Origin of the sequence: Pantoea eucrina, from assembly GCF_002095385.1 — a bacterium.
GTDB lineage: Bacteria > Pseudomonadota > Gammaproteobacteria > Enterobacterales > Enterobacteriaceae > Pantoea > Pantoea eucrina.
In genome coordinates this window covers 16,393-36,110 of sequence record NZ_MIPP01000028.1, presented here as the reverse complement: position 1 = coordinate 36,110, position 19,718 = coordinate 16,393, and the positions used below count along the sequence as shown (strand labels likewise).

The 19,718-nt window shown below is 56.8% G+C and carries 17 protein-coding genes; 6 read left to right on the top strand and 11 right to left on the bottom strand.

The window, feature by feature from the left end; genetic code table 11:
• Positions 1 to 18: 18 nt before the first annotated feature.
• On the bottom strand, positions 19 to 2,049 hold the full coding sequence (locus HA43_RS12765) for a choline transporter (protein ID WP_094111826.1): 2,031 nt from the start codon (positions 2,047 to 2,049) through the stop codon (positions 19 to 21).
• A 249-nt stretch (positions 2,050 to 2,298) separates the two neighbouring features.
• Here HA43_RS12765 and betI point away from each other — a divergent pair, with 249 nt between their 5' ends.
• Genes betI through betA form a run of 3 tightly spaced genes read left to right on the top strand, consistent with a single transcriptional unit; the run spans position 2,299 to position 6,085 of the window.
• Positions 2,299 to 2,895, top strand: a complete 597-nt coding sequence (betI, locus tag HA43_RS12760; RefSeq protein ID WP_040113539.1) for a transcriptional regulator BetI — start codon at positions 2,299 to 2,301, stop codon at positions 2,893 to 2,895.
• A 13-nt stretch (positions 2,896 to 2,908) separates the two neighbouring features.
• Positions 2,909 to 4,381, top strand: a complete 1,473-nt coding sequence (betB, locus tag HA43_RS12755; RefSeq protein ID WP_071668368.1) for a betaine-aldehyde dehydrogenase — start codon at positions 2,909 to 2,911, stop codon at positions 4,379 to 4,381.
• A 24-nt stretch (positions 4,382 to 4,405) separates the two neighbouring features.
• Complete coding sequence (gene betA, locus HA43_RS12750; protein ID WP_071668369.1) at positions 4,406 to 6,085, top strand: choline dehydrogenase; 1,680 nt, start codon at positions 4,406 to 4,408, stop codon at positions 6,083 to 6,085.
• A gap of 141 nt (positions 6,086 to 6,226) precedes the next feature.
• Here the strand turns inward: betA and HA43_RS12745 are convergent, their stop codons facing one another.
• On the bottom strand, positions 6,227 to 7,153 hold the full coding sequence (locus tag HA43_RS12745) for a LysR family transcriptional regulator (RefSeq protein ID WP_094111825.1): 927 nt from the start codon (positions 7,151 to 7,153) through the stop codon (positions 6,227 to 6,229).
• 98 nt (positions 7,154 to 7,251) lie between these two features.
• On the opposite strand from HA43_RS12745, the gene aptA reads away from it, so the two are divergent.
• Positions 7,252 to 8,583, top strand: coding sequence for an omega-aminotransferase AptA (gene aptA, locus HA43_RS12740; protein ID WP_040113546.1), 1,332 nt, complete (start codon positions 7,252 to 7,254; stop codon positions 8,581 to 8,583).
• 4 nt (positions 8,584 to 8,587) lie between these two features.
• Here the strand turns inward: aptA and HA43_RS12735 are convergent, their stop codons facing one another.
• From HA43_RS12735 to HA43_RS12700, 8 genes are all read right to left on the bottom strand, one after another.
• Complete coding sequence (locus HA43_RS12735; RefSeq protein ID WP_094111836.1) at positions 8,588 to 9,454, bottom strand: DMT family transporter; 867 nt, start codon at positions 9,452 to 9,454, stop codon at positions 8,588 to 8,590.
• A 32-nt stretch (positions 9,455 to 9,486) separates the two neighbouring features.
• Positions 9,487 to 10,125 (bottom strand): leucine efflux protein LeuE, encoded by a 639-nt coding sequence (gene leuE, locus HA43_RS12730; protein WP_040113891.1) that lies wholly within the window; start codon positions 10,123 to 10,125, stop codon positions 9,487 to 9,489.
• 223 nt (positions 10,126 to 10,348) lie between these two features.
• Positions 10,349 to 11,746, bottom strand: coding sequence for a purine-cytosine permease family protein (locus tag HA43_RS12725; protein WP_094111824.1), 1,398 nt, complete (start codon positions 11,744 to 11,746; stop codon positions 10,349 to 10,351).
• A gap of 183 nt (positions 11,747 to 11,929) precedes the next feature.
• A complete protein-coding gene (locus HA43_RS12720; protein WP_094111823.1) occupies positions 11,930 to 13,396 on the bottom strand; it encodes an aldehyde dehydrogenase in 1,467 nt (488 codons plus the stop codon).
• Between the two features lie 12 nt (positions 13,397 to 13,408).
• Complete coding sequence (locus HA43_RS12715) at positions 13,409 to 14,446, bottom strand: LLM class flavin-dependent oxidoreductase (protein WP_040113552.1); 1,038 nt, start codon at positions 14,444 to 14,446, stop codon at positions 13,409 to 13,411.
• The gene (locus HA43_RS12710; protein ID WP_094111822.1) at positions 14,443 to 15,384 is read right to left on the bottom strand and encodes a flavin reductase family protein; all 942 of its coding nucleotides are present in this window, start codon (positions 15,382 to 15,384) and stop codon (positions 14,443 to 14,445) included. The genes HA43_RS12715 and HA43_RS12710 overlap by 4 nt, the downstream gene beginning before the upstream one ends.
• A gap of 3 nt (positions 15,385 to 15,387) precedes the next feature.
• Positions 15,388 to 16,215: an alpha/beta fold hydrolase gene (locus tag HA43_RS12705; protein ID WP_094111821.1), complete on the bottom strand. Its 828-nt coding sequence runs from the start codon at positions 16,213 to 16,215 to the stop codon at positions 15,388 to 15,390.
• Positions 16,187 to 16,789: an amino acid synthesis family protein gene (locus tag HA43_RS12700; protein ID WP_040113559.1), complete on the bottom strand. Its 603-nt coding sequence runs from the start codon at positions 16,787 to 16,789 to the stop codon at positions 16,187 to 16,189. Before HA43_RS12700 ends, HA43_RS12705 begins: the two co-directional genes overlap by 29 nt.
• Positions 16,790 to 17,322: 533 nt before the next feature.
• Here HA43_RS12700 and HA43_RS12695 point away from each other — a divergent pair.
• Complete coding sequence (locus tag HA43_RS12695) at positions 17,323 to 18,000, top strand: GntR family transcriptional regulator (protein WP_040113561.1); 678 nt, start codon at positions 17,323 to 17,325, stop codon at positions 17,998 to 18,000.
• 2 nt (positions 18,001 to 18,002) lie between these two features.
• Positions 18,003 to 18,290 (top strand): DUF1330 domain-containing protein, encoded by a 288-nt coding sequence (locus HA43_RS12690; RefSeq protein ID WP_040113562.1) that lies wholly within the window; start codon positions 18,003 to 18,005, stop codon positions 18,288 to 18,290.
• Positions 18,291 to 18,468: 178 nt separating this feature from the next.
• Here HA43_RS12690 and HA43_RS12685 read toward each other — a convergent pair whose 3' ends face one another.
• On the bottom strand, positions 18,469 to 19,665 hold the full coding sequence (locus HA43_RS12685; RefSeq protein WP_094111820.1) for an FAD-dependent oxidoreductase: 1,197 nt from the start codon (positions 19,663 to 19,665) through the stop codon (positions 18,469 to 18,471).
• Between the last annotated feature and the right edge of the window lie 53 nt (positions 19,666 to 19,718).

Genomic DNA, 19,718 nt, shown 5'->3' with positions numbered 1-19,718 from the left:
TCGCAGCTGCCCGGAGGGTTACATCTCAGGGAAGGTCAGATTACTGCCCGGTGCTTCACGATGCAGATGGATAAAGTTCAGGTGACGCTCATAGTGATCGAGAATATCGATAATCACCTGCTCCTTGTTGTAGTCCATCAAATCGTTGCCCTGGCTTCCTTCCAGTAAAAAGGTCTCCAGCCGGTAGTAGTGCGATTTACCGCTGCGGGCGCGGTAGGTAAAGCCGGGAATTGAATATTGCTGCGGCCAGACCTGGTACATAAAGCTCTGCTCTTCACCCAGATCAACGCGCAGCTCAAGGTGCCCCAGCGCCTGTCCCTCTTCAGCCGGCATTTTCTCCAGCATTACGTGCGCCCCGCGCAGCTCCAGCTCTTTCGCCACATCTTCCATCGCCGGATAGATAACCGTTTCCATCATCCGCTGCGTGTAGCGCGTACCCGGATAGTTCATCAGGCGCGACAGCCGCTTCTTCCAGCTCAGGCGATCGCTGCTTGAGGGAATATAGGGCGCGGTTTCACGCACGGCGCTGGCGCGACGATGATCTTCTACCTTCAGCGATTTCCACAGGCCGGCCATCACAAAGAAGATCACAAAGCTAAACGGCAGCCCCATGATAACCGTGGTGTTCTGCAGTGCAGAAATACCGTTAGTCATCAGCATGCCCATGGTCAGCACCCCAATCGCGATTGACCAGAAGATACGCAGCCAGTTAGGCGCGTCGCTATTGATATCCTTGAGCTTTGAGGTGAAGTTACCCAGCACCAGCGAACCGGAATCCGCTGAGGTAACGTAGAAAAGCATTCCGGTAATGGTCGCCACCGACGCGCTGAGCTTAAACGCCGGATATTGCGCCAGCAGACTGTAAAAGCCGCGTTCAGCATGCGCCATCACTTCCTGCGCAAAGCCGGCATCGCCGTGAATAATTTCATACAGCGAGGCATTACCGAATACAGAGAGCCATAGCAGGGTAAATGTAAAGGGAATGAACAGTGTGCCAAGCACAAACTGGCGAATGGTGCGGCCGCGAGAGATTCGCGCCAGGAACAGGCCAACAAACGGCGACCAGGCAACCCACCACGCCCAGAAAAACAGCGTCCAGCTGTTCATCCACTGGGTCGGACGATCGAACGCAAATGTATTCAGCGTCATGCCCATAAAGCGGTTGATATAGTCGCCAACGTTCAGCACCAGCGCGTTCAGCAGGAAGTCTGTTTTGCCCATAAACAGCACAAACAGGATCAAGCCGAGCGCCAGCGCCACGTTCAGCTCAGACAAGATCCGGATACCTTTGTCGACGCCCGATGTGACGGAGATCGTCGCAATGATCACCGACAGGACAATCAGCGCCATCTGCGCGGTCAGTCCTTCAGGGACGTCAAACAGCACCTTCAGGCCATAGTTCAGCTGCACTACCCCGATACCCAGCGTGGTAGCGATACCAAAAATGGTGCCGACTACCGCAGCGATATCCACGGTATGGCCAATCGGTCCATTGATGCGTTTACCAAAGATCGGATAGAGCGCTGAGCGAATGGTGAGCGGCAGATTATAGCGGTAGCTGAAGTAACCGAGCGCGATCCCCATCAATGCGTACATTGACCAGCCGGTCAGCCCGTAGTGAAACAGCGTCCAGACCATCGCCTGACGCGCCGCTTCCATGGTTTGTCCGGCCCCCTCCGGCGGCTGCATATATTGCGACACCGGCTCTGCAACGGAGAAAAACATCAAATCGATTCCGATACCGGCGGCAAACAGCATCGCCGACCAGCTCAGCAGGCTGAACTCCGGTTTGGATTGCTCCGGCCCGAGCTTAATCGCGCCATAGCGCGAGCAGGCCATATAGACCACAAAAACGATATAGAGCGTGGCGGCCAGCATGTAATACCAGCCAAACGTGGTTGAGACCCAGTTTACCGCTATCTGGATCCAGGCGCCCGCAAGGTCGCTATAGAGAATGGTGACAAGTGAAAATGTCAGAATCAGTCCGGCCGAGGTGAAGAACACCACGGGATTAATTCTGTCCTTTTCACTGGCAGGTGGATTAATCATCGATAACCTCTGGTTAATTTCCTGTAACTACTTAATAAATTGATGCGATCAGTGTGGCTGATCTTGTTGTTGTACTCCCTGCTTTACCTCCGTTAGTTGGGCACGGTGATAAATCGCTACCAAGCGTAGCTCACCGTTTGGCTTTTGTAACAAACGAAGTACACCATCCTAACAACTTTCTTTTTTATATTGAACGTGCAATCAAAAAAAGTTTTAATAGGGGTCTCGATTTGAGGTGGAGCGGTAGTGATGCCAAAGGTAGGAATGCAGCCGATACGTCGCCGGCAACTGATTGATGCGACGCTTGATACCATCAACGACGTAGGGATTAACTACGCCACCATCGCGCAAATTGCCCGACGGGCTGGCGTCTCTACCGGCATCATCAGTCACTATTTCAAAGATAAAAATGGCCTGCTCGAAGCTACCATGCGTGATGTCACGCGCCAGCTGCGCGAAGCCGTTTCCATGCGGCTTAAACCGCTGGCAGACGCCAGCACCGAAGCGCGCCTGCTGGCCATTGTGGAAGGTAACTTTGATGATACCCAGCTGCACAGTGCCGCCATGAAAGCGTGGCTCGACTTCTGGGCAAGCAGCATGCATCAGCCGCAGCTGGGCCGGTTAGAGCGGGTCAGCAGTCGCCGCCTGTTCTCCAGCCTGGCTGCAGAGTTTCGCCGGGAAATGCCGCGCGAGCAGGCCCGACTGGCAGCTTACGGTTTGGCTTCTATGATTGATGGCTTGTGGCTGCGTGCCGCATTGAGTGGCAAGCCCTTTGATTTAGCGATTGCCAGAACGCTTACCACCCAATTTATTCGTCAGCAACTGGCTGACTCACCGAATCACTGAGGAAGGAGAAAACATGTCCCGATTCACCGAACAGCACCTCTACATTGATGGCAAATTTGTCCCCTCTGCAGCAGGTAACACCTTCCAGAGTATCAACCCTGCTAATGGCGATGTGCTGGCAGAAGTCCATGAAGCTGAGCGTGCGGATGTCGATCGCGCCGTTGAAGCCGCGAAAAAAGGCCAGAAAATCTGGGCTGCGATGACGGCGATGGAGCGCTCGCGCATCTTACGGCGTGCGGTGGAGATCCTGCGTGAACGTAATGACGAACTGGCGGAACTGGAAACGCTGGACACCGGTAAACCGTTCAGCGAAACCCAGGCGGTAGATATTGTCACCGGTGCTGATGTACTGGAGTACTATGCCGGGCTGATCCCTTCACTGGAAGGCCAGCAGATCCCGCTGCGCGACACCTCTTTTGTCTATACCCGCCGCGAACCGCTCGGCGTGGTGGCCGGGATCGGCGCATGGAACTATCCCATCCAGATTGCGCTGTGGAAATCGGCACCGGCACTGGCTGCGGGTAACGCCATGATTTTCAAACCCAGTGAAGTTACTCCGCTGACCGCGCTGAAGCTGGCTGAGATCTACACCGCGGCCGGCGTGCCGGATGGTGTTTTCAACGTGCTGAACGGACGCGGCGCGGTGACCGGTCAGCTGCTGACCGATCATCCTGGTATCGACAAAGTTTCCTTCACCGGCGGCGTGGCCAGCGGTAAGAAAGTGATGGCAAACGCTGCCGGCTCGACACTGAAAGATGTCACGATGGAGCTGGGCGGTAAATCTCCGCTGATTATCTTTGATGATGCCGATCTCGACCTCGCTGCTGACATCGCCATGATGGCAAACTTCTACAGCTCCGGTCAGGTCTGCACCAACGGCACCCGCGTCTTTATTCCTGCAGCGGTAAAAGCGGAATTCGAGGCCAAAATCAGCGAACGCGTGGCGCGTATCAAAGCGGGCGACCTCGCCGATCCGGCCACGAACTTTGGTCCGCTGGTGAGCTTTGCCCATCGCGACAACGTAATGCGCTATATCGAATCGGGCATCAGCGAAGGGGCTACGTTGCTGTGCGGCGGTAAGCGCATGAGCGGCGCTGAATTTGATCAGGGCGCGTGGGTTGAACCAACCGTCTTTACCGACTGCCGCGACGAAATGACCATCGTACAGGAAGAGATTTTTGGCCCGGTAATGTCCATTCTCACCTATGAGAGCGAAGAAGAGGTCGTGCGTCGCGCTAATGCCACCGAATATGGTCTGGCCGCGGGCGTGGTCACGCAGGATCTTAACCGCGCGCACCGCGTTATTCACCAGATTGAAGCCGGTATTTGCTGGATCAACACCTGGGGTGAATCCGCCGCTGAAATGCCGGTAGGCGGCTATAAGCACTCCGGCATCGGCCGTGAAAACGGCGTGATGACGCTGCAGAATTACACCCAGGTTAAATCGGTGCAGATCGAAATGACCCGTTTTCAGTCAGTATTTTAATTGAGCTTACCTGAGGAGCGACTAATGGAATTTGATTACGTCATTATCGGAGCCGGATCCGCAGGAAACGTACTGGCTACCCGTCTGACCGAAGATAGCAATGTCAACGTACTGCTGCTGGAGGCGGGCGGTCCCGATTACCGCTTTGACTTCCGCACTCAGATGCCTGCGGCCCTGGCTTACCCGCTACAGGGCAAGCGCTACAACTGGGCGTATGAGACCGAGCCGGAACCTTATATGAATAACCGCCGCATGGAGTGCGGGCGCGGTAAAGGGCTGGGTGGCTCTTCGCTGATCAACGGCATGTGCTATATCCGCGGCAATGCGATGGATCTCGACAACTGGGCCAAAGCGCCCGGTCTTGAGCAGTGGAGCTATCTCGACTGCCTGCCCTACTATCGCAAGTCAGAAACGCGTGATATCGGCGCAAATGACTATCACGGCGGCGAAGGTCCGGTCAGCATCACCACCTGTAAGCCGGATAACAACGTCCTGTTTGCGGCAATGATTGAAGCAGGCGTGCAGGCGGGTTATCCGCGCACCGACGATCTGAACGGCTATCAGCAGGAAGGCTTTGGCCCGATGGATCGCTTTGTTACGCCAAAAGGCCGCCGTTCCAGCACGGCACGCGGCTATCTTGATACCGCGAAGAAACGTCCGAACCTGAAGATCATTACCCATGCGACCACCGATCGCATTCTGTTTGACGGCAAGCGCGCGACCGGCGTTGAATACCTTGAGGGCGGCAGTAACACCCCGAAAACGGTCTATGCGCGGCGTGAAGTACTGCTATGCGCTGGCGCCATCGCCTCGCCGCAGATCCTGCAGCGTTCAGGTGTCGGTCCGGCAGAGCTGTTGCAGCAGTTTGATATTCCGGTCGTGCACGACCTGCCCGGCGTGGGTGAGAATCTGCAGGACCACCTGGAGATGTATCTGCAGTATGAGTGCAAAGAGCCGGTCTCTCTTTATCCGGCGCTGAAGTGGTGGAACCAGCCGAAAATCGGCGCCGAATGGCTGTTCAACGGTACCGGCGTCGGCGCCAGCAACCAGTTTGAAGGCGGCGGCTTTATTCGCAGCCGGGAAGAGTTCGACTGGCCTAACATCCAGTATCACTTCCTGCCGGTTGCCATTAACTACAACGGCTCTAACGCGGTTGAAGCGCACGGCTTCCAGTGCCATGTTGGCTCTATGCGTTCGCCAAGCCGGGGTCACGTGCGGATTAAATCACGCGATCCGCGCCGCCATCCGGCCATTCTGTTCAACTACATGTCGCATGAACAGGACTGGCATGAGTTCCGCGATGCGATTCGCATTACGCGTCAAATCATCAACCAGCCGGCGCTGGATAAGTATCGCGGTCGCGAAATCAGTCCGGGAATCGACTGCCAGACCGATGAGCAGCTGGATGAGTTTGTGCGTAACCACGGTGAAACCGCTTACCACCCTTGCGGCACCTGTAAAATGGGCAGCGATGAGATGGCCGTGGTCGATGGTGAAGGTCGCGTGCATGGCCTGCAGGGGCTGCGCGTGGTCGATGCCTCCATCATGCCGCTGATTATCACCGGTAACCTCAATGCGACAACCATTATGATTGGCGAGAAGATTGCGGATAATATTCGCGGTCGCGATCCGCTGCCACGCAGCACTGCCGACTACTATGTTGCCGGCGAGCGCCCGGTGCGCGGTGAGCCTGTACGGGCATAACCTCTCTGCAGGGCAGCGCAATGCTGCCCTGCTTCATACCGCTTTTATTCTCGCTGTAAAACTTGCCACGACGAATGCCCGATCTGACCAGCCGACACTGAAGCTGAACGAGTTAGTTGATCAACTAACAGTATGTTGTAATTATGATAGTGTGGCAGCTTCATTTTCCGCGCCTGCTGCTGCCAGAAAATGCTGCAGAATGGCATTCCGGCGATCTCCCTGCCGGGTCACAATCGCGATTTGGCTACCGAAGCGCAGCCGCGAAGGCGCAATTGCACGCATCTGCTGCAGCTCACACCAGCGTGCCGCATAGTGATCGGGCAGAAAGCCGATATAGCGTCCGGTTAAGATCAGAAAAGCGATACCTTCCCGGTCAGAGGCTGTGGCCGTACAGTTAAGTGACCGATGCAGGGCAGCGGCTTCCGCGCTCAGACGGTAGCCAGGCGCTATCGCTTCATAGCGATGCAGCACCGCTGGATCCGCCTCGTGCGCCTGGCTGAAAAGCGGGTGCGTACTGCTGCAGTAAAGACAGGAGATCTCTTCATAGAGCGGCGTATAGACCAGGCCCGACACCGGCGCGGTATAGGGCAGCGCGCCCACGTGCAGACGTCCGTCAAGCAAACCCTGCTCAATATCAGCGGCCGTAAGCATACTGATATTAATGCGGACTTCCGCACCCTTTTCGCGTAACGCTTCCAGCGCCTGCGTAATCTGCATACGCGGCTGCGTCACCAGATTATTGATAATGCCGATATTAAGTTCACCGCGCAGCTGTTTATGCATCTGATTTATTTGCTGGCGAAAATCCTCAACCGCCGCCATCAGGCTGGCGCTGTGGCGCAGGATCTCGCGCCCCTCATCCGTCAGGGCAAATCCCGCCCTTCCGCGCTGACAGAGCCGCATCCCGAGACGCTTCTCCAGATCGCTCATATGCAGGCTGATCGCCGAACGGGTAATGCCCAGCCTGCTCTCGGCAGCCGTAAAGCTGCCGCATTCGCTAACGACTTTAAACAGCCGCAGCAGACGCAGATCGAAATCGGTAACCTGCGCCAGGGTTTTAGGTTTCATTCAGGTGAGTTTTCCGCTGACTAAACTTAAGTTAATTAGCATTTAACTTAACCGATGCCTGATTGCAAACTCTGGCTATACACTCTGGAGAACCCGCCATGTCCGAACGCATAGATACCGCTTCCCTGAACCTGCAGTCGCACTGGATGCCCTCCAGCGCCAATCGTAATTTCCAGCGCGATCCGCGCTTTATCGTGGCAGCGGAGGGACGCTGGCTTACCGATGATCAAGGGCGACACATTTATGACAGTCTGTCAGGGCTGTGGACCTGTGGCGCTGGCCACACGCGCAGTGAGATCCAGCAGGCGGTAAGCCGGCAGCTCGGCGTGCTTGATTACTCCCCCGGCTTTCAGTATGGCCATCCGCTCTCGTTTCAGCTGGCAGAACGTATCACGCAGTACATGCCGGGCGATCTCAACCATATCTTTTTCACCGGCTCCGGTTCTGAAGCGGCAGACACCGCGGTAAAAATGGCGCGCGGCTACTGGCGCGCCAAAGGCCAGCCGGCCAAAACCAAACTGATCGGTCGCGCCCGCGGTTATCACGGTGTGAACATCGCCGGCACCAGCCTCGGCGGCATTGGCGGCAACCGCAAAATGTTTGGTCAGTTCATGGATGTGGATCACCTGCCGCATACGCTGCAAAGCGACCTCGCCTTCACGCCGGGTCAGGCTGAAACCGGCGGCGAGGCGCTGGCCAATGAGATGCTGAAACTGATTGAGCTGCACGATGCGTCAAACATCGCCGCGCTGATTGTTGAGCCGCTTTCCGGCTCCGCCGGAGCCATCATTCCGCCACGGGGTTATCTGCAGCGCCTGCGTGAGATCTGCACGCAGCACAACATCCTGCTGATTTTTGATGAGGTGATCACCGGCTTTGGCCGCATGGGACGCTGGACCGGCGCAGAGTACTTTGGCGTGACGCCGGATCTGCTTAACTTTGCCAAGCAGATCACCAACGGCGCCATCCCGCTGGGGGGCGTGGCCGCCAGCAGCGAAATCTATCACGCCTATATGTCACAGCCGCTGCCAGAGCATGCGGTGGAGTTTGCACATGGCTATACCTATTCCGCCCATCCGGTCGCCTGCGCAGCGGCTATCGCCACGCTTGACCTGCTGGAAAAGGAGTCGCTGATAGCGCAGTCGGCTGAGCTGGCACCGCTGTTTGAACAGCAGCTCCACGCGCTGCGCGGTTGTCCGCACGTGGTGGATATTCGCAACTGCGGGCTGGTCGGGGCGATTCAGCTGGCGCCGCGTGAAGGTGATGCCACGCTGCGCCCTTTTGAAGCGGGCATGCTGTTATGGAAGGCGGGATTCTATGTTCGCTTTGGCGGCGACACGCTGCAGTTTGGTCCGATGTTTTCTGCTCAGCCTGACGAACTCGACAGGCTGTTTAATGCGGTAAGCGATGCGCTGTATCGCCTTGCTTAAGCAATTACGCCAGCGCTTTCGCCTGCTGCAGCCGGTAATAGAGCAGCGACAGTAATATCAGCAGGCAGCCGAGCATTTGCCGGGCCGACATCGCTTCGCCATACCAGAGGGCCGCCGCCAGCACCGTCAGCAGCGGCTCCAGAATCATGATCAGTGCGGCGTTCGCCGCGCTGGTCATGCTCTGCCCTTTCAGCTGCAGCCAGAAGCGCAGGCTGGTCGCCAGCAGCGCGCTGGCCGCCAGCCAGCTCCAGGAGGCCAGCGCAATCTCCTGCGGCCAGCTTTCAGAGAGCAGCGACAGCACGCCTGCTACCGCGCCGGTGCAGGCGAGCTGTACCGTGGCCAGCGGACAGACAGGGACCGTCGCGGCAAAGCGGGTGGTGAAACAGAAGTAGACTGCCTGAACCAGCGCGGCGCCGAGGAACAGCAGCTGGCTCAGTTCAAAATGGAGATCCTGCCTGAGCGTCAGCAGCGCCAGTCCCGCGATGCCCACCGGCAGAGAGAGCCAGAACGCACGCGCCGGCCGGCTGCGCAGTATGACCCAGGCAAAAAGCGGCACAAACAGCATCGACAGGCTCATGATAAAAGCCCCCTCACCCAGCGAGCGCGTGGTGGCGACGGCATAAATCCACAGCAGCATATAAGCAGACTGCAGCAGCCCGCTCATCAGAACCGGCCTGATATTCCGCAGCGTATGGCGCAGCTCGGCGGCACGGCACAGCAGCAGCAGTACCACGCTGGCCGAAAGAAAGCGCAGCGCAACAAAGGCCAGCGCGGGCATACCAGCTATCGCTTCGCGTGAGCAGATCCAGCCAAATGCCGCGATGAGCGTGGTGCTCACCAGCAGGGCATCCGCCTGACGTTGTCTGGCTATCATTTATCTCTCCGCAGCGTGCGTAGTTGCCATCAGCTCTGGGCGCTCACCAGCCGGACGGCAAAACCAAAGAACAGCATACCGGTCAGCATGTTGGCAAATTTAACCAGCCGCGTGCGGCTGCGCAGGAAGCGGACCATCACCGCGCCCGCCACCAGCAGCACGGAGTAGTAGCTGAAGCTGATAAGCTGGATCAGCGCACCCAGCGTGGCGAACGCCGGCGCGGTATGAGTGACTTTGGGGTCGATAAACTGAATAAAGAAAGAGACGTAGAACAGGATAGCTTTAGGGTTAGTCACCCCCAGCAGTACCGCACGCAGAAAGTAGTTTTCTGCTTTGACCGGCTCAGCAGGCTGCGCATCCGCGCGCTGGCGCAGTGCGCCCATGATGATTTTGATACCCAGATAAAGTAAAAACATCGCGCCCAGATAGCGCACCATCATAAAAATGTGCGGGCTGGTGCGGATCAGCGTAGCAACCCCCGCCCAGGCAAGAAAAATCAGGATCAGATCGCCTGCCATGACGCCCGCAATCGCTTTAGACGCAGCTTTCATGCCGCGGCCCATGCCGGTGCGTAAAACATAGAGGCTGTTCGGGCCGGGTAACAGAATAATCACCAGCGCACCTGCCAGAAACGTCCATAAATCGATAATGCCTAAATCTTGCAACATCAGTGCCATAGCTCCATTCACCGCGCGTTATTCGCACGGCGTAATCATAATATTTATACCGGGTTAACCAGACGACAGCGCGCCGCTGCCGCGCGCTATGTTAGCAGGTATCCCGCATAAATCGCACCTCTGTCGCGTGCGGTTGCCGTGCATGAGAAGGTCGCAGACAGCAGCACGTTCGTTGCTAATGCGGGAAGCAGACCGGGGCATCCCTGCCCGGTTATTACACTTTGCTTTCAGGCAGTACGGTCAATACCGGCTGATGCCTGCGATGAAACAGCGGATAGGCGATGCTGGTTACAACCAGACTGATAATCCATGAGATATCCACGCCCGGGACCAGTTTTGCATAGGGACCGGAGAAAAACGCATTTTCGATGAAAGGAACCTGCACCAGGATCCCGGCAAAATAGACCAGCAGCGCCTGTGTATTAAGCCGCCCATAGCGTCCTCCGTCCGCCTGAAATATGGCTGCCACGTCGTAGTGCTGTTTATTGACGTAGTAGAAGTCGAGCAGGTTGATCACAATCCACGGGATCAGTACGGCGATCAGCGCCAGAATCAGGTTGATAAAAAATGCGACAAAGTTCTGCGATGCCGCCAGCGCAATCAAAATGCTGCCTGTCAATACCAGAGCGGACACCACCAGCCGCACCGCCGCCCCCGGCGTCCAGTGCGGACGGAAGGTCTGCACGGCCGTTATCAGCGATAACACCGCCCCGTACAGGTTCATGGAGTTATGACAGATGATATTCACCAGAAACAGGATCATCAGCAGCGGTCCCAGCCAGCCGGTGGCATGACGCACCGCCATCATGGCGTCATCCGCCGGAGCAATACTGACGGCCATCATGCCAAAGACAAACGCCAGGATAGTTCCACCGCAGGCGCCGAGGTAAGTCGCCCAGAAAGGACGGGCGATCCCCACATCCGCAGGCAGATAGCGCGAATAATCTGAGGTGTAAGGTGAAAAGCTGATTTGCCACACCGCACCAATGCAAAAGGTCCCGAACCAGCCTGCCGCGCTCAGCGATCCGCGCTGCCAGAAGTCTGCCGGTAGCGGCTGCGATAGCATCAGCGTCAGTCCCAGCAGCAGGGCCGCGCCCATGATCCATGCGCCAATTTTATTGATCCGGTGAATAAAGCGGTAACCTATCACGCCGATCGCTGTTGCCAGCACGGCGCCTAAAATCGTTGCGCTCGCCACCGGCAGCGCCGGAATGACATTGTTAATTACCCGGCCCGAAAGCGAGATATTGGAGATAAAGAACCCCAGATAGATTACGGTAGTAAAGCTGATTACCAGCAGCGAACCATAGCGCCCGAACTGCGCGCGGCTCTGTACCATCTGCGGAATGCCGGTTTTCGGCCCCTGCGCTGAGGTCAGCGCAAGAAAGATGCCACCAAAGAGATGGCCGGCGATAATCGCAGAGAGCGCGGAAATTACATTAAGGTGAAACGTTTCGGTTGCGATCGCCCCGCTGACCACCGCCAGCGGAGCAATATTGGTACAGAACCAGAGCGTGAACAGGCTGTGCGATTTGCCGTGCCGCTCAGACACCGGCACATAATCCACCGACTTGTTCTCGATAAACGGCCCCTGACGTGATGATTTTTCCACCTTACCCTCCAGTTGAGATGCAGAATTATTATGTGTTGCAGATACATCACTGGCGTTGTCATGCCATAGCCATCCCGACGATGTGCGTCTCGTCTTCTCGCAGGAGAAACTGCTGGCGGTAAGACTCCTGATATTTAGCGATCCGGCGGGCGAGGATGTGAATGGCCAGCGCCGGAAAGGGAATTAACGCATGATAAAGGGATCGTCGATGGGCTCATCGCTGGTGCGCAGCCATACCGTTTTGGTTGTGGTGTACTCCAGCGCGGCGTCAGTGCCGCCCTCGCGCCCGAATCCTGATTTGCCATAGCCCCCAAAGGGTGCCAGCGGTGAGACTGCCCGATAGGTGTTCAGCCAGACCACACCGCTGCGCAGCTGGCGCGTGATGCGATGCGCGCGCGTCAGATTTTGCGTAAAGACGCCGGCGGCAAGACCATATTCGGTGCCGTTAGCCAGCCGCAGCGCGTCCGCTTCCCCGCTGAAAGTCAGCACCGAAAGCACCGGACCAAACAGCTCCTGCACGACACTCTCTGCTGCCGGTACGCTGCTGCAATCAAGAATAGTCGGCGGATAATAGAAGCCAGGCTTGTGAACAGGCTCATGCCCGATAATCAGCTTAGCGCCCTGCTCCAGCGTGCGGCTGACGACCTGTTCAATGTTCTGTTTCTGGCGCAGCGTGCAGAGCGGGCCAAACTGCGTTTCAGGCTGCTGCGGACAGCCGATCACAATGCTGCGCACTTTACTCACCAGCCTCTCAATAAACGCCTCTTTAATACTGGCTTCTACCAGCAGGCGCGAGCCTGCAACGCAGCTCTGACCCGAGGCTGAGAAGATCGCAGCCACCTGAGCGTTCGCCGCACTCTCCAGATCGGCATCGGCAAAAACAATAAACGGTGACTTGCCCCCCAGCTCCAGTGAGGTGCTGGCGAGATTCTCCGCGCTGCCGCGTATAATATGGCGTGCGGTTTCTGCGCCGCCGGTAAAAGCGATATGATCGATAAGCGGGTGTGCGGTGAGCCGTGCACCGCACTGCTCAGCAAAGCCGGTGATGACGTTAATCACGCCGGGGGGAAAATCCGCTTCATCAATCAGTTCTGCCAGCGCCAGAAGGGGAGCCGGAGCCACCTCTGCTGCCTTCACTACCAGCGTACAGCCAGCGGCGATCGCCGGGCCGATTTTAACCGCTGACAGAAACAGCTGGCTGTTCCAGGGGATGATTGCCGCCACCACGCCCACCGGCTCACGTCTGACCCACGTTTCCATATCGGGCTTATCGATACTTAACGTGGCCCCCTCCATTTTATCGGCCATGCCCGCGTAATAGCGGTAATACTCCGCCACATAGGCGATCTGCGCCTGCGTCTCGCGAATAATTTTGCCGGTATCCAGCGTTTCAATACGTGCAAGCCGCGCCGCATCCCGCTCAATCAGATCGGCCAGCCGCAGCAGCAGTTTACCGCGCGCGCTGGCAGTAAGCGCGCGCCATGCCTCTGACGTAAACGCGCGGGCAGCCGCCTCCACCGCGCGGTCAGTCTCCTGCTGTTCTGCGCCGGCGATAGTTGCCCAGGGCTCCGCGGTCGCCGGATTCAGGGATGTGAACGAGGCGGCGCCGGTTACAAACTGCCCGTCAATATAGAGTTTAAACGCGTCCATCTCTCTCTCCGCTTAGTGGAATTCCGGAACGACCTGCTCAATAAAGCGCATCAGCGAAGCTTTTTTGCGCTCAAAGGTCATACCGCTGTCGAGCCATAGCGCATATTCGTCATAGCCCAGTGCTTCATAGTTTTTCAGCCGGGCGATCACTTCGTCCGCCGTACCGATAGCCAGGTTCTGGCGCATTTTTTCTGCGCTGTAATAGGTGTTAGCGGCAATCTCTTCATCACTGAGTGGCGCAATAAGCCCCTGCGTCACCGGACGCTCGTTTTTAAACCAGGCGCCAAAGTAGTGGTAGAAGCGGTTCAGCTCCTGCGCTGCCTGCTGTGCATCCGCTTCATCCGCCGCCACGAAACCATGCTGCAGCAGCATAATTTTTAGCGGCTGCTCCGGAGCGTATTCCCGGCACGCCTCTTTAAACGTGGTGATCAGGCGCACAATTTCCTCGTCTCCCTGATGCAGCGGCGTGCACTGCACGTTACAACCCTGCTTAACGGCAAACTCATGGCTGTTGGGATCGCGGGCAGCCACCCAGATGGGGGGATGCGGCTGCTGTTTGGGTAACGGCGAGGACGTAGTGGACGGGAACTGCCAGAACTCGCCCTGATGAGCATAATCACCGCGCCAGAGCGCTTTTACTGCCGGCACCAGCTCCCGCATGCGCTGACCGGCTCCCCAGGCATCAAGGCCCGGCAGCAGACGCTCATACTCAAACGCATAGGCGCCGCGCGCAATACCCAGCTCCAGCCGTCCGTTAGTGATGATATCGGTCATTGCCGCCTCACCGGCAAGGCGAATCGGATGGGTAAACGGCGCAATAATGGTGCCGGTACCGAGGCGCACATGTCGGGTGCGGTGCGCAATATCCACCAGATTGATGAAAGGGTTCGGTGCAATGGTGAAGTTCATACCGTGATGCTCACCGGTCCAGATCGCATGCAGCCCGCCGCGATCGGCGATTTCGCACAGCGTCATCATCTCTTCGTAGAGCTTATCCTGTGCATCATCAGCCGAGACGCGCTCCATATGCAGAAACAGAGAAAGCTTCATACCACCTCCTGATGGGCTGGCACAGAGAACTGGCGCACCGAACCTTGCGCTTCATCGCCGTAATAGAGGCCATAATTACCCGCCGCATATTCACGCATGTAGCGTCCCAGCAGCGCCTGCAGCGCACCGTTAGCCACCGGTACTGCAGCCAGATCCTGCAGATCGCGCCACTCTCCCTGGTCAACTGCGGGTAGCGTACCGCCGGTGGGCTGAGCGCATAAAAAGACAATATGCTGCTGCTTTTTCTGCCGATCCTCCCACATGGAGTAGATAAAGCCCGGACTGGCGGCAATCTGCAGCGTGCTGAATACCTGCGTCAGCGTTTCATCGACGCTGCGGCCGCGCATGGTTTGTGCCGGTAGCTCATACCCCTCTGACTGCCTGACCAGCAGCACCTTACCGGCGGACTCGATAAGCGCACTGACCACAACATCCGGCCCGCTAATCAGCGACTCTGCCTGCTGATAAGGGGTAAAATAGGCGCCGCGATAGTAGCCCAGACCCGCCGTGCCGCTGGAAGCGAACTGCAGCACGTTACCAATCAGAATTGCGTGGTCGCCTGCGTCAATCACCTGATGCAGCGCACACTCAAACCAGGCCGAACTCTCATCAATCAGCGGCGTGCCCTGCTCTCCGCGATGCCAGCTGACGCGCGCAAACCGGTCGGCAATTTTCTGCGCAAACACGTTTGACGTCTCTTTCTGCTGTTCTGCCAGAATATTGACGGCAAAATGGCGGCACTGCGTAAAATGTTCAAAGTTAGCCGAACGTTTGTCGATGCTGACCAGCAGCAGCGCCGGGTCGAGTGATACCGATGAAAAAGAGTTTGCGGTGAAACCAATCGGCTCACCTTTAGCATCCCGGGTCGTGACCACGGTTACGCCCGTCATAAAGGCGCCAAAGGCGTCGCGCAACTCTCTGCGTTTATCTGCGTCCATAAGTTACTCCTGAATAGGCTCTTGTGACGTGACGGGGGCTGCAACCGGCTCAAGGAAAGAGAGCATCTCTTGCGTGACCCGTTCAGCATCGGTCAGATTCAACATGTGTCTGGCGTTATCGATAACCACCGCCTCACCGTAAGGTGCTGCGCCGGCCATCTGGCGTGTCATTTCCGGACTGGAGTTGGCATCCAGTTCGCCCGTCATGACCAGCACCGGACAGCGCATCTCTGCCCAGCGATCGGCATACAGCGAGTCGCCTTCAGCAAACGCCTGATAGGCGCGCGCATAGCCTGCCGGGCTGACCTGCTGCAGCCACTCGCCGACTTTGTGACGCAGCGGCTGCTCCTCCGGGGTGGCGCTGAACCAGCGCTCCAGTGGCGCATCCAGCTGGACATCACCGCTTGCCAGCTCGTGAGCGCGCTGCAGGACCGCAGCGCGGGCCGCAGCTGAGCGCCTGAAGACGCCGCTCATGACGATGGCGCGGCTGACAGAGTGCGGATAATCAATTGCCAGTCCGGCGGTGATCAGGGCACCCATTGAGTGCCCGGCAACCGCAAAACGCTGCTCTGGCTGAGTGGCGAGAAAGGCTGCCAGCCAGGAAACGTAGTCGGTCAGCGTCGCGTGATGCCCGAAGCCTGTGCTGTCGCCATGCCCGGGCATATCCACTGCGATAACCCGAAAATGGCGGCTCAGTACCGCTATCTGGGGAAACCAGGCTTCCGCATTCATGCCCACGCCGTGAATCAGCACCAGCGGAGTGCCGGCTCCCGCTTCGAGATAGCTGACCTGCGCTGACGCCTCAGACAGCGGCTGGATTTTTCTGATCATGGCCAAGCTCTTTAAGATCAAGATAACGGTTACCGATGCGATGATGCGGGCGGCCGCCCAGCGCAGCGCCCAGCGCAATCACGATCTCGTCGCTGAACGGAGCATCATTGATGGTGAACTGCATGGTCAGATAATGTTCGCGCGAGCCCTCATCTTCTGTTCCCATCATCGGGACGAGGATCGGGGTGTTGGCCGGGCCGCGCGTATTGTTGAATGCCAGATAGGTTTTGCCCTGCACCGCAGAACGGTAGTGATTACCAAAATGCAGCGTATGAATCAGCGCTGAGGCGTGCTCCAGCTCGCCGTTCAGTCCGGTAACGGCACATTTGCCATAGGCGACCACGCGATCGCCGCCCCCCGCTTCTTTAACGATTAATCCGGTCAGCAATTCGCCTAATACCGGCGCCATCTCACGGATTTCTGGTGCCAGATCTTCAACAAAGCCTCTGCCAGCCCACGGATTTTTGACCACGGCTGCAGCCGCAATCATCACCAGCGGCGTGCCCGCCGCTTTGCCGCCATCGGTATACACGGTTTCAGTGGTGACGACGGTTTTACGAATATCCGGATGCATGTAAACCCCTTTCAAGTTAACGGTTTGTTAATTGCTACTGGTGAAAGGGGTATAGCATCGCCACTTTTGGGATGTCAAAACATGGTATACCATCATACAGTCATACCTTAATTGCCTGCTTTGTATGCGCCAGGATGCGCCAGACGCGGTCCTGGGCCATTTTTAGCGGGCTGCCAGTGCAGGTTTTAGCGGGTAGAAAATCAGCTATCGGAGTGTGACTGGCATCATAAAAGTGATGCAGGCCAGCGCAGCGGAAAAAAATCATTTGATTGATAAATATGCATTATTTTTAAAGCCCGCGCGGGAAAAGGGAATACTTCAGCGATAAGTGATAAAAATGTGAGCAATGACAAATTCCGGGTATGGCGGCGTCAGACGAAATCACAGCGCCGCTGAGGGCTTTATGACCTCAGACTCTGTTGCAGCCACGTCCGCGACGTTGCGTTAACTGCCGGAACAGTGCTAATAGTAAAAAAGAGCGCGCGCAGGGGGCTTCGCGCAACGGTTCTTAACGCGGGACAATAGGGAAGATCATGATTGCGATTCACTCCTTAAGGATTGAAAACACGCCGGTGACACTGCGGGAACTGGCGCTGGTCAAAGTAAGACAGGCAATCATCTCAGGCTATTTTAAAGCGGGCGATCGTCTGGTTGAACGCTCATTGTGTGATGAGCTGGGCGTCAGTCGTACCGTGGTGCGGGAAGTGATCCGTTATCTTGAAGCGGAAGGACTGATCGAAAACCTGCCTAAAAAAGGGCCTATTGTGGCGCGGCTGACCTGGGAGATTGCGCAGCAGATCTACAGCATACGTCAGCTGCTTGAATCTGCAGCTGCAGAAGATTGCGCCCGCAAAGCCACAACGGAAGATAAGCAGAAGCTGCACACCCGGCTGATGCGAATTGCCAGAGCATCTGAACATCATGACGATATTGAACGGGTTGAAGCGTCTCAGGCGTTTTATGAAACGCTGTTTTCGATTGCGGAGCATCATATCGCCTGGGAAATCGTGCAGCGGCTCAACAGCCGTATCAGCCGGCTGCGCGCCATGACGCTGCGCAGCCCTGAACGCCAGGTTGCCGGATTTGAACGTATGTCGCGTATCTGTGCGGCGGTTGAAGCCAGCGATCCGCAGCAGGCCAGAGAAGCGGTGATACAGCATCTGACGGAAGCTGCGCAGCTGGCAAAAACGATTCTGACAACGGAGGAGTAACCATGACCGCTTACTGGATAGCACACGTGACGGTGCATGATGCTGAGCGCTATCAGCGTTACCGGGATCTTGCACCGGCGGCCTTTAATAAATATCAGGCAACATTTCTCGCGCGGAGCGAGCAGGCGCTGACGCTGGAAGGCGAGAGCTATGGCCGGCATGTGTTAATCGCGTTTCCCGATTATCAGACGGCCGTGGCGTGTTACCACTCACCCGAATATCAGCAGGCGCGTGCTGCGCGTGCTGATATTGCTGACGCAACGATTGTCATTACCGAAGGATTAGCCTGAACCGGCCCGGCTGCATAAATTACTTATCTGTTCAGCAAAATTAACTCATCGAACAAAATTCGTACGTTCGCTGAAACGTTGCTATTATAGTGACGCTAAACAGCAATGCGTTGCTGACGAGAAAGTTTACCGGTTATCGTTCGCCTGCCCGCCTCGCGGGCTTTTTTTTGTCTGAAATTCAGACTTTGTCGGTCAGACGCGGGCGTTCCGGGCGAAATCCCAGTCCGATAAGACGCCCAAACAGGTGACGCAGGAACGGGTAGCGGCTGATGAACTGCGGCACTTTTGACGGCGCGCTGCGCGTGCGTTTTTTACTGCTCATCTTTATCTGCAGAAACTGCGTGGCAACCGTCGGAAACTGACGCCGCCGCTGGACTTTCTGTAGCGTTTTTAGGCTCACCCTGCCCCTGAGCAGTGAAGGCGTGAGCAGATTAGCGGTGGCCACCGCATCCTGGATAGCCAGATTCACCCCTACGCCACCGATGGGCGACATCGCATGCGCCGCATCTCCGATGCAAAGTACCCCTGCCCGGCACCAGCTGTCGAGCCGATCGATCCGGATCGACAGCAGGCGGAACATTTCCCAGTGCGTCAGCACATGAAGCCGCGCTTCGCTAAAGGGGGCCACCTCAGCAAGCCGCGTAATAAATGCAGCGACATCGCCCGTTTTGAGCCGCTCAAACTCACCTTTTTCGATGGTATAGCCGCACTGCCAGTAATCACCGCGATCGATCACAATAAAATTCTGCTTCGGTCCTTTATGACCCATGCCGAGCGCCGGATCGTCGGGAAGCTTAGGGAGTGAAAACCACAGCACGTCACGCGGTGCGCCAAAACTCTGGCTGGTCAATCCGGCTTTAGCACGTACCTGTGAGTGACGACCATCAGCCCCGATCACAAGCGGTGCGTGAATAGTCTCTCCCTGTAACGTCGTCAGGCCGGTAACCCGGTCGCCCTCTCTGATAAAGTCAGCAAAGCCGGTCTCCTGCAGCAGCGTAAAATTGTCATACGCGCGGGCTTTGCGCGCCAGAAAATCAAGAAAATCCCACTGCGGCATAAAGGCGATAAAACGGCAGCGCACCGGCAGGCGGGAAAAGTCCGCCATGGTGATCTCTTCCCCACCCACTTCCGCCTGCAGCTTTTCAGCCCGCTGATGCGGCAGCGTTAACAGCTCATCCAGCAGACCAAGCTGGTGCATCACTTCCAGCGTTGAAGGATGAATAGTGTCACCGCGAAAATCACGCAAAAAGTCAGCATGTTTTTCAATCACAATCACATTTACGCCGGCACGCGCCAGCAGGTATCCCAGCATTAATCCGGCCGGACCGCCGCCTGCAATACAGCAGTCAGTATGGAGAGTTTTACCGTTGTGCATTCTGTCAGTTCCGCATCAATTTACTGATAATAATTATCATTTATATAGCATGT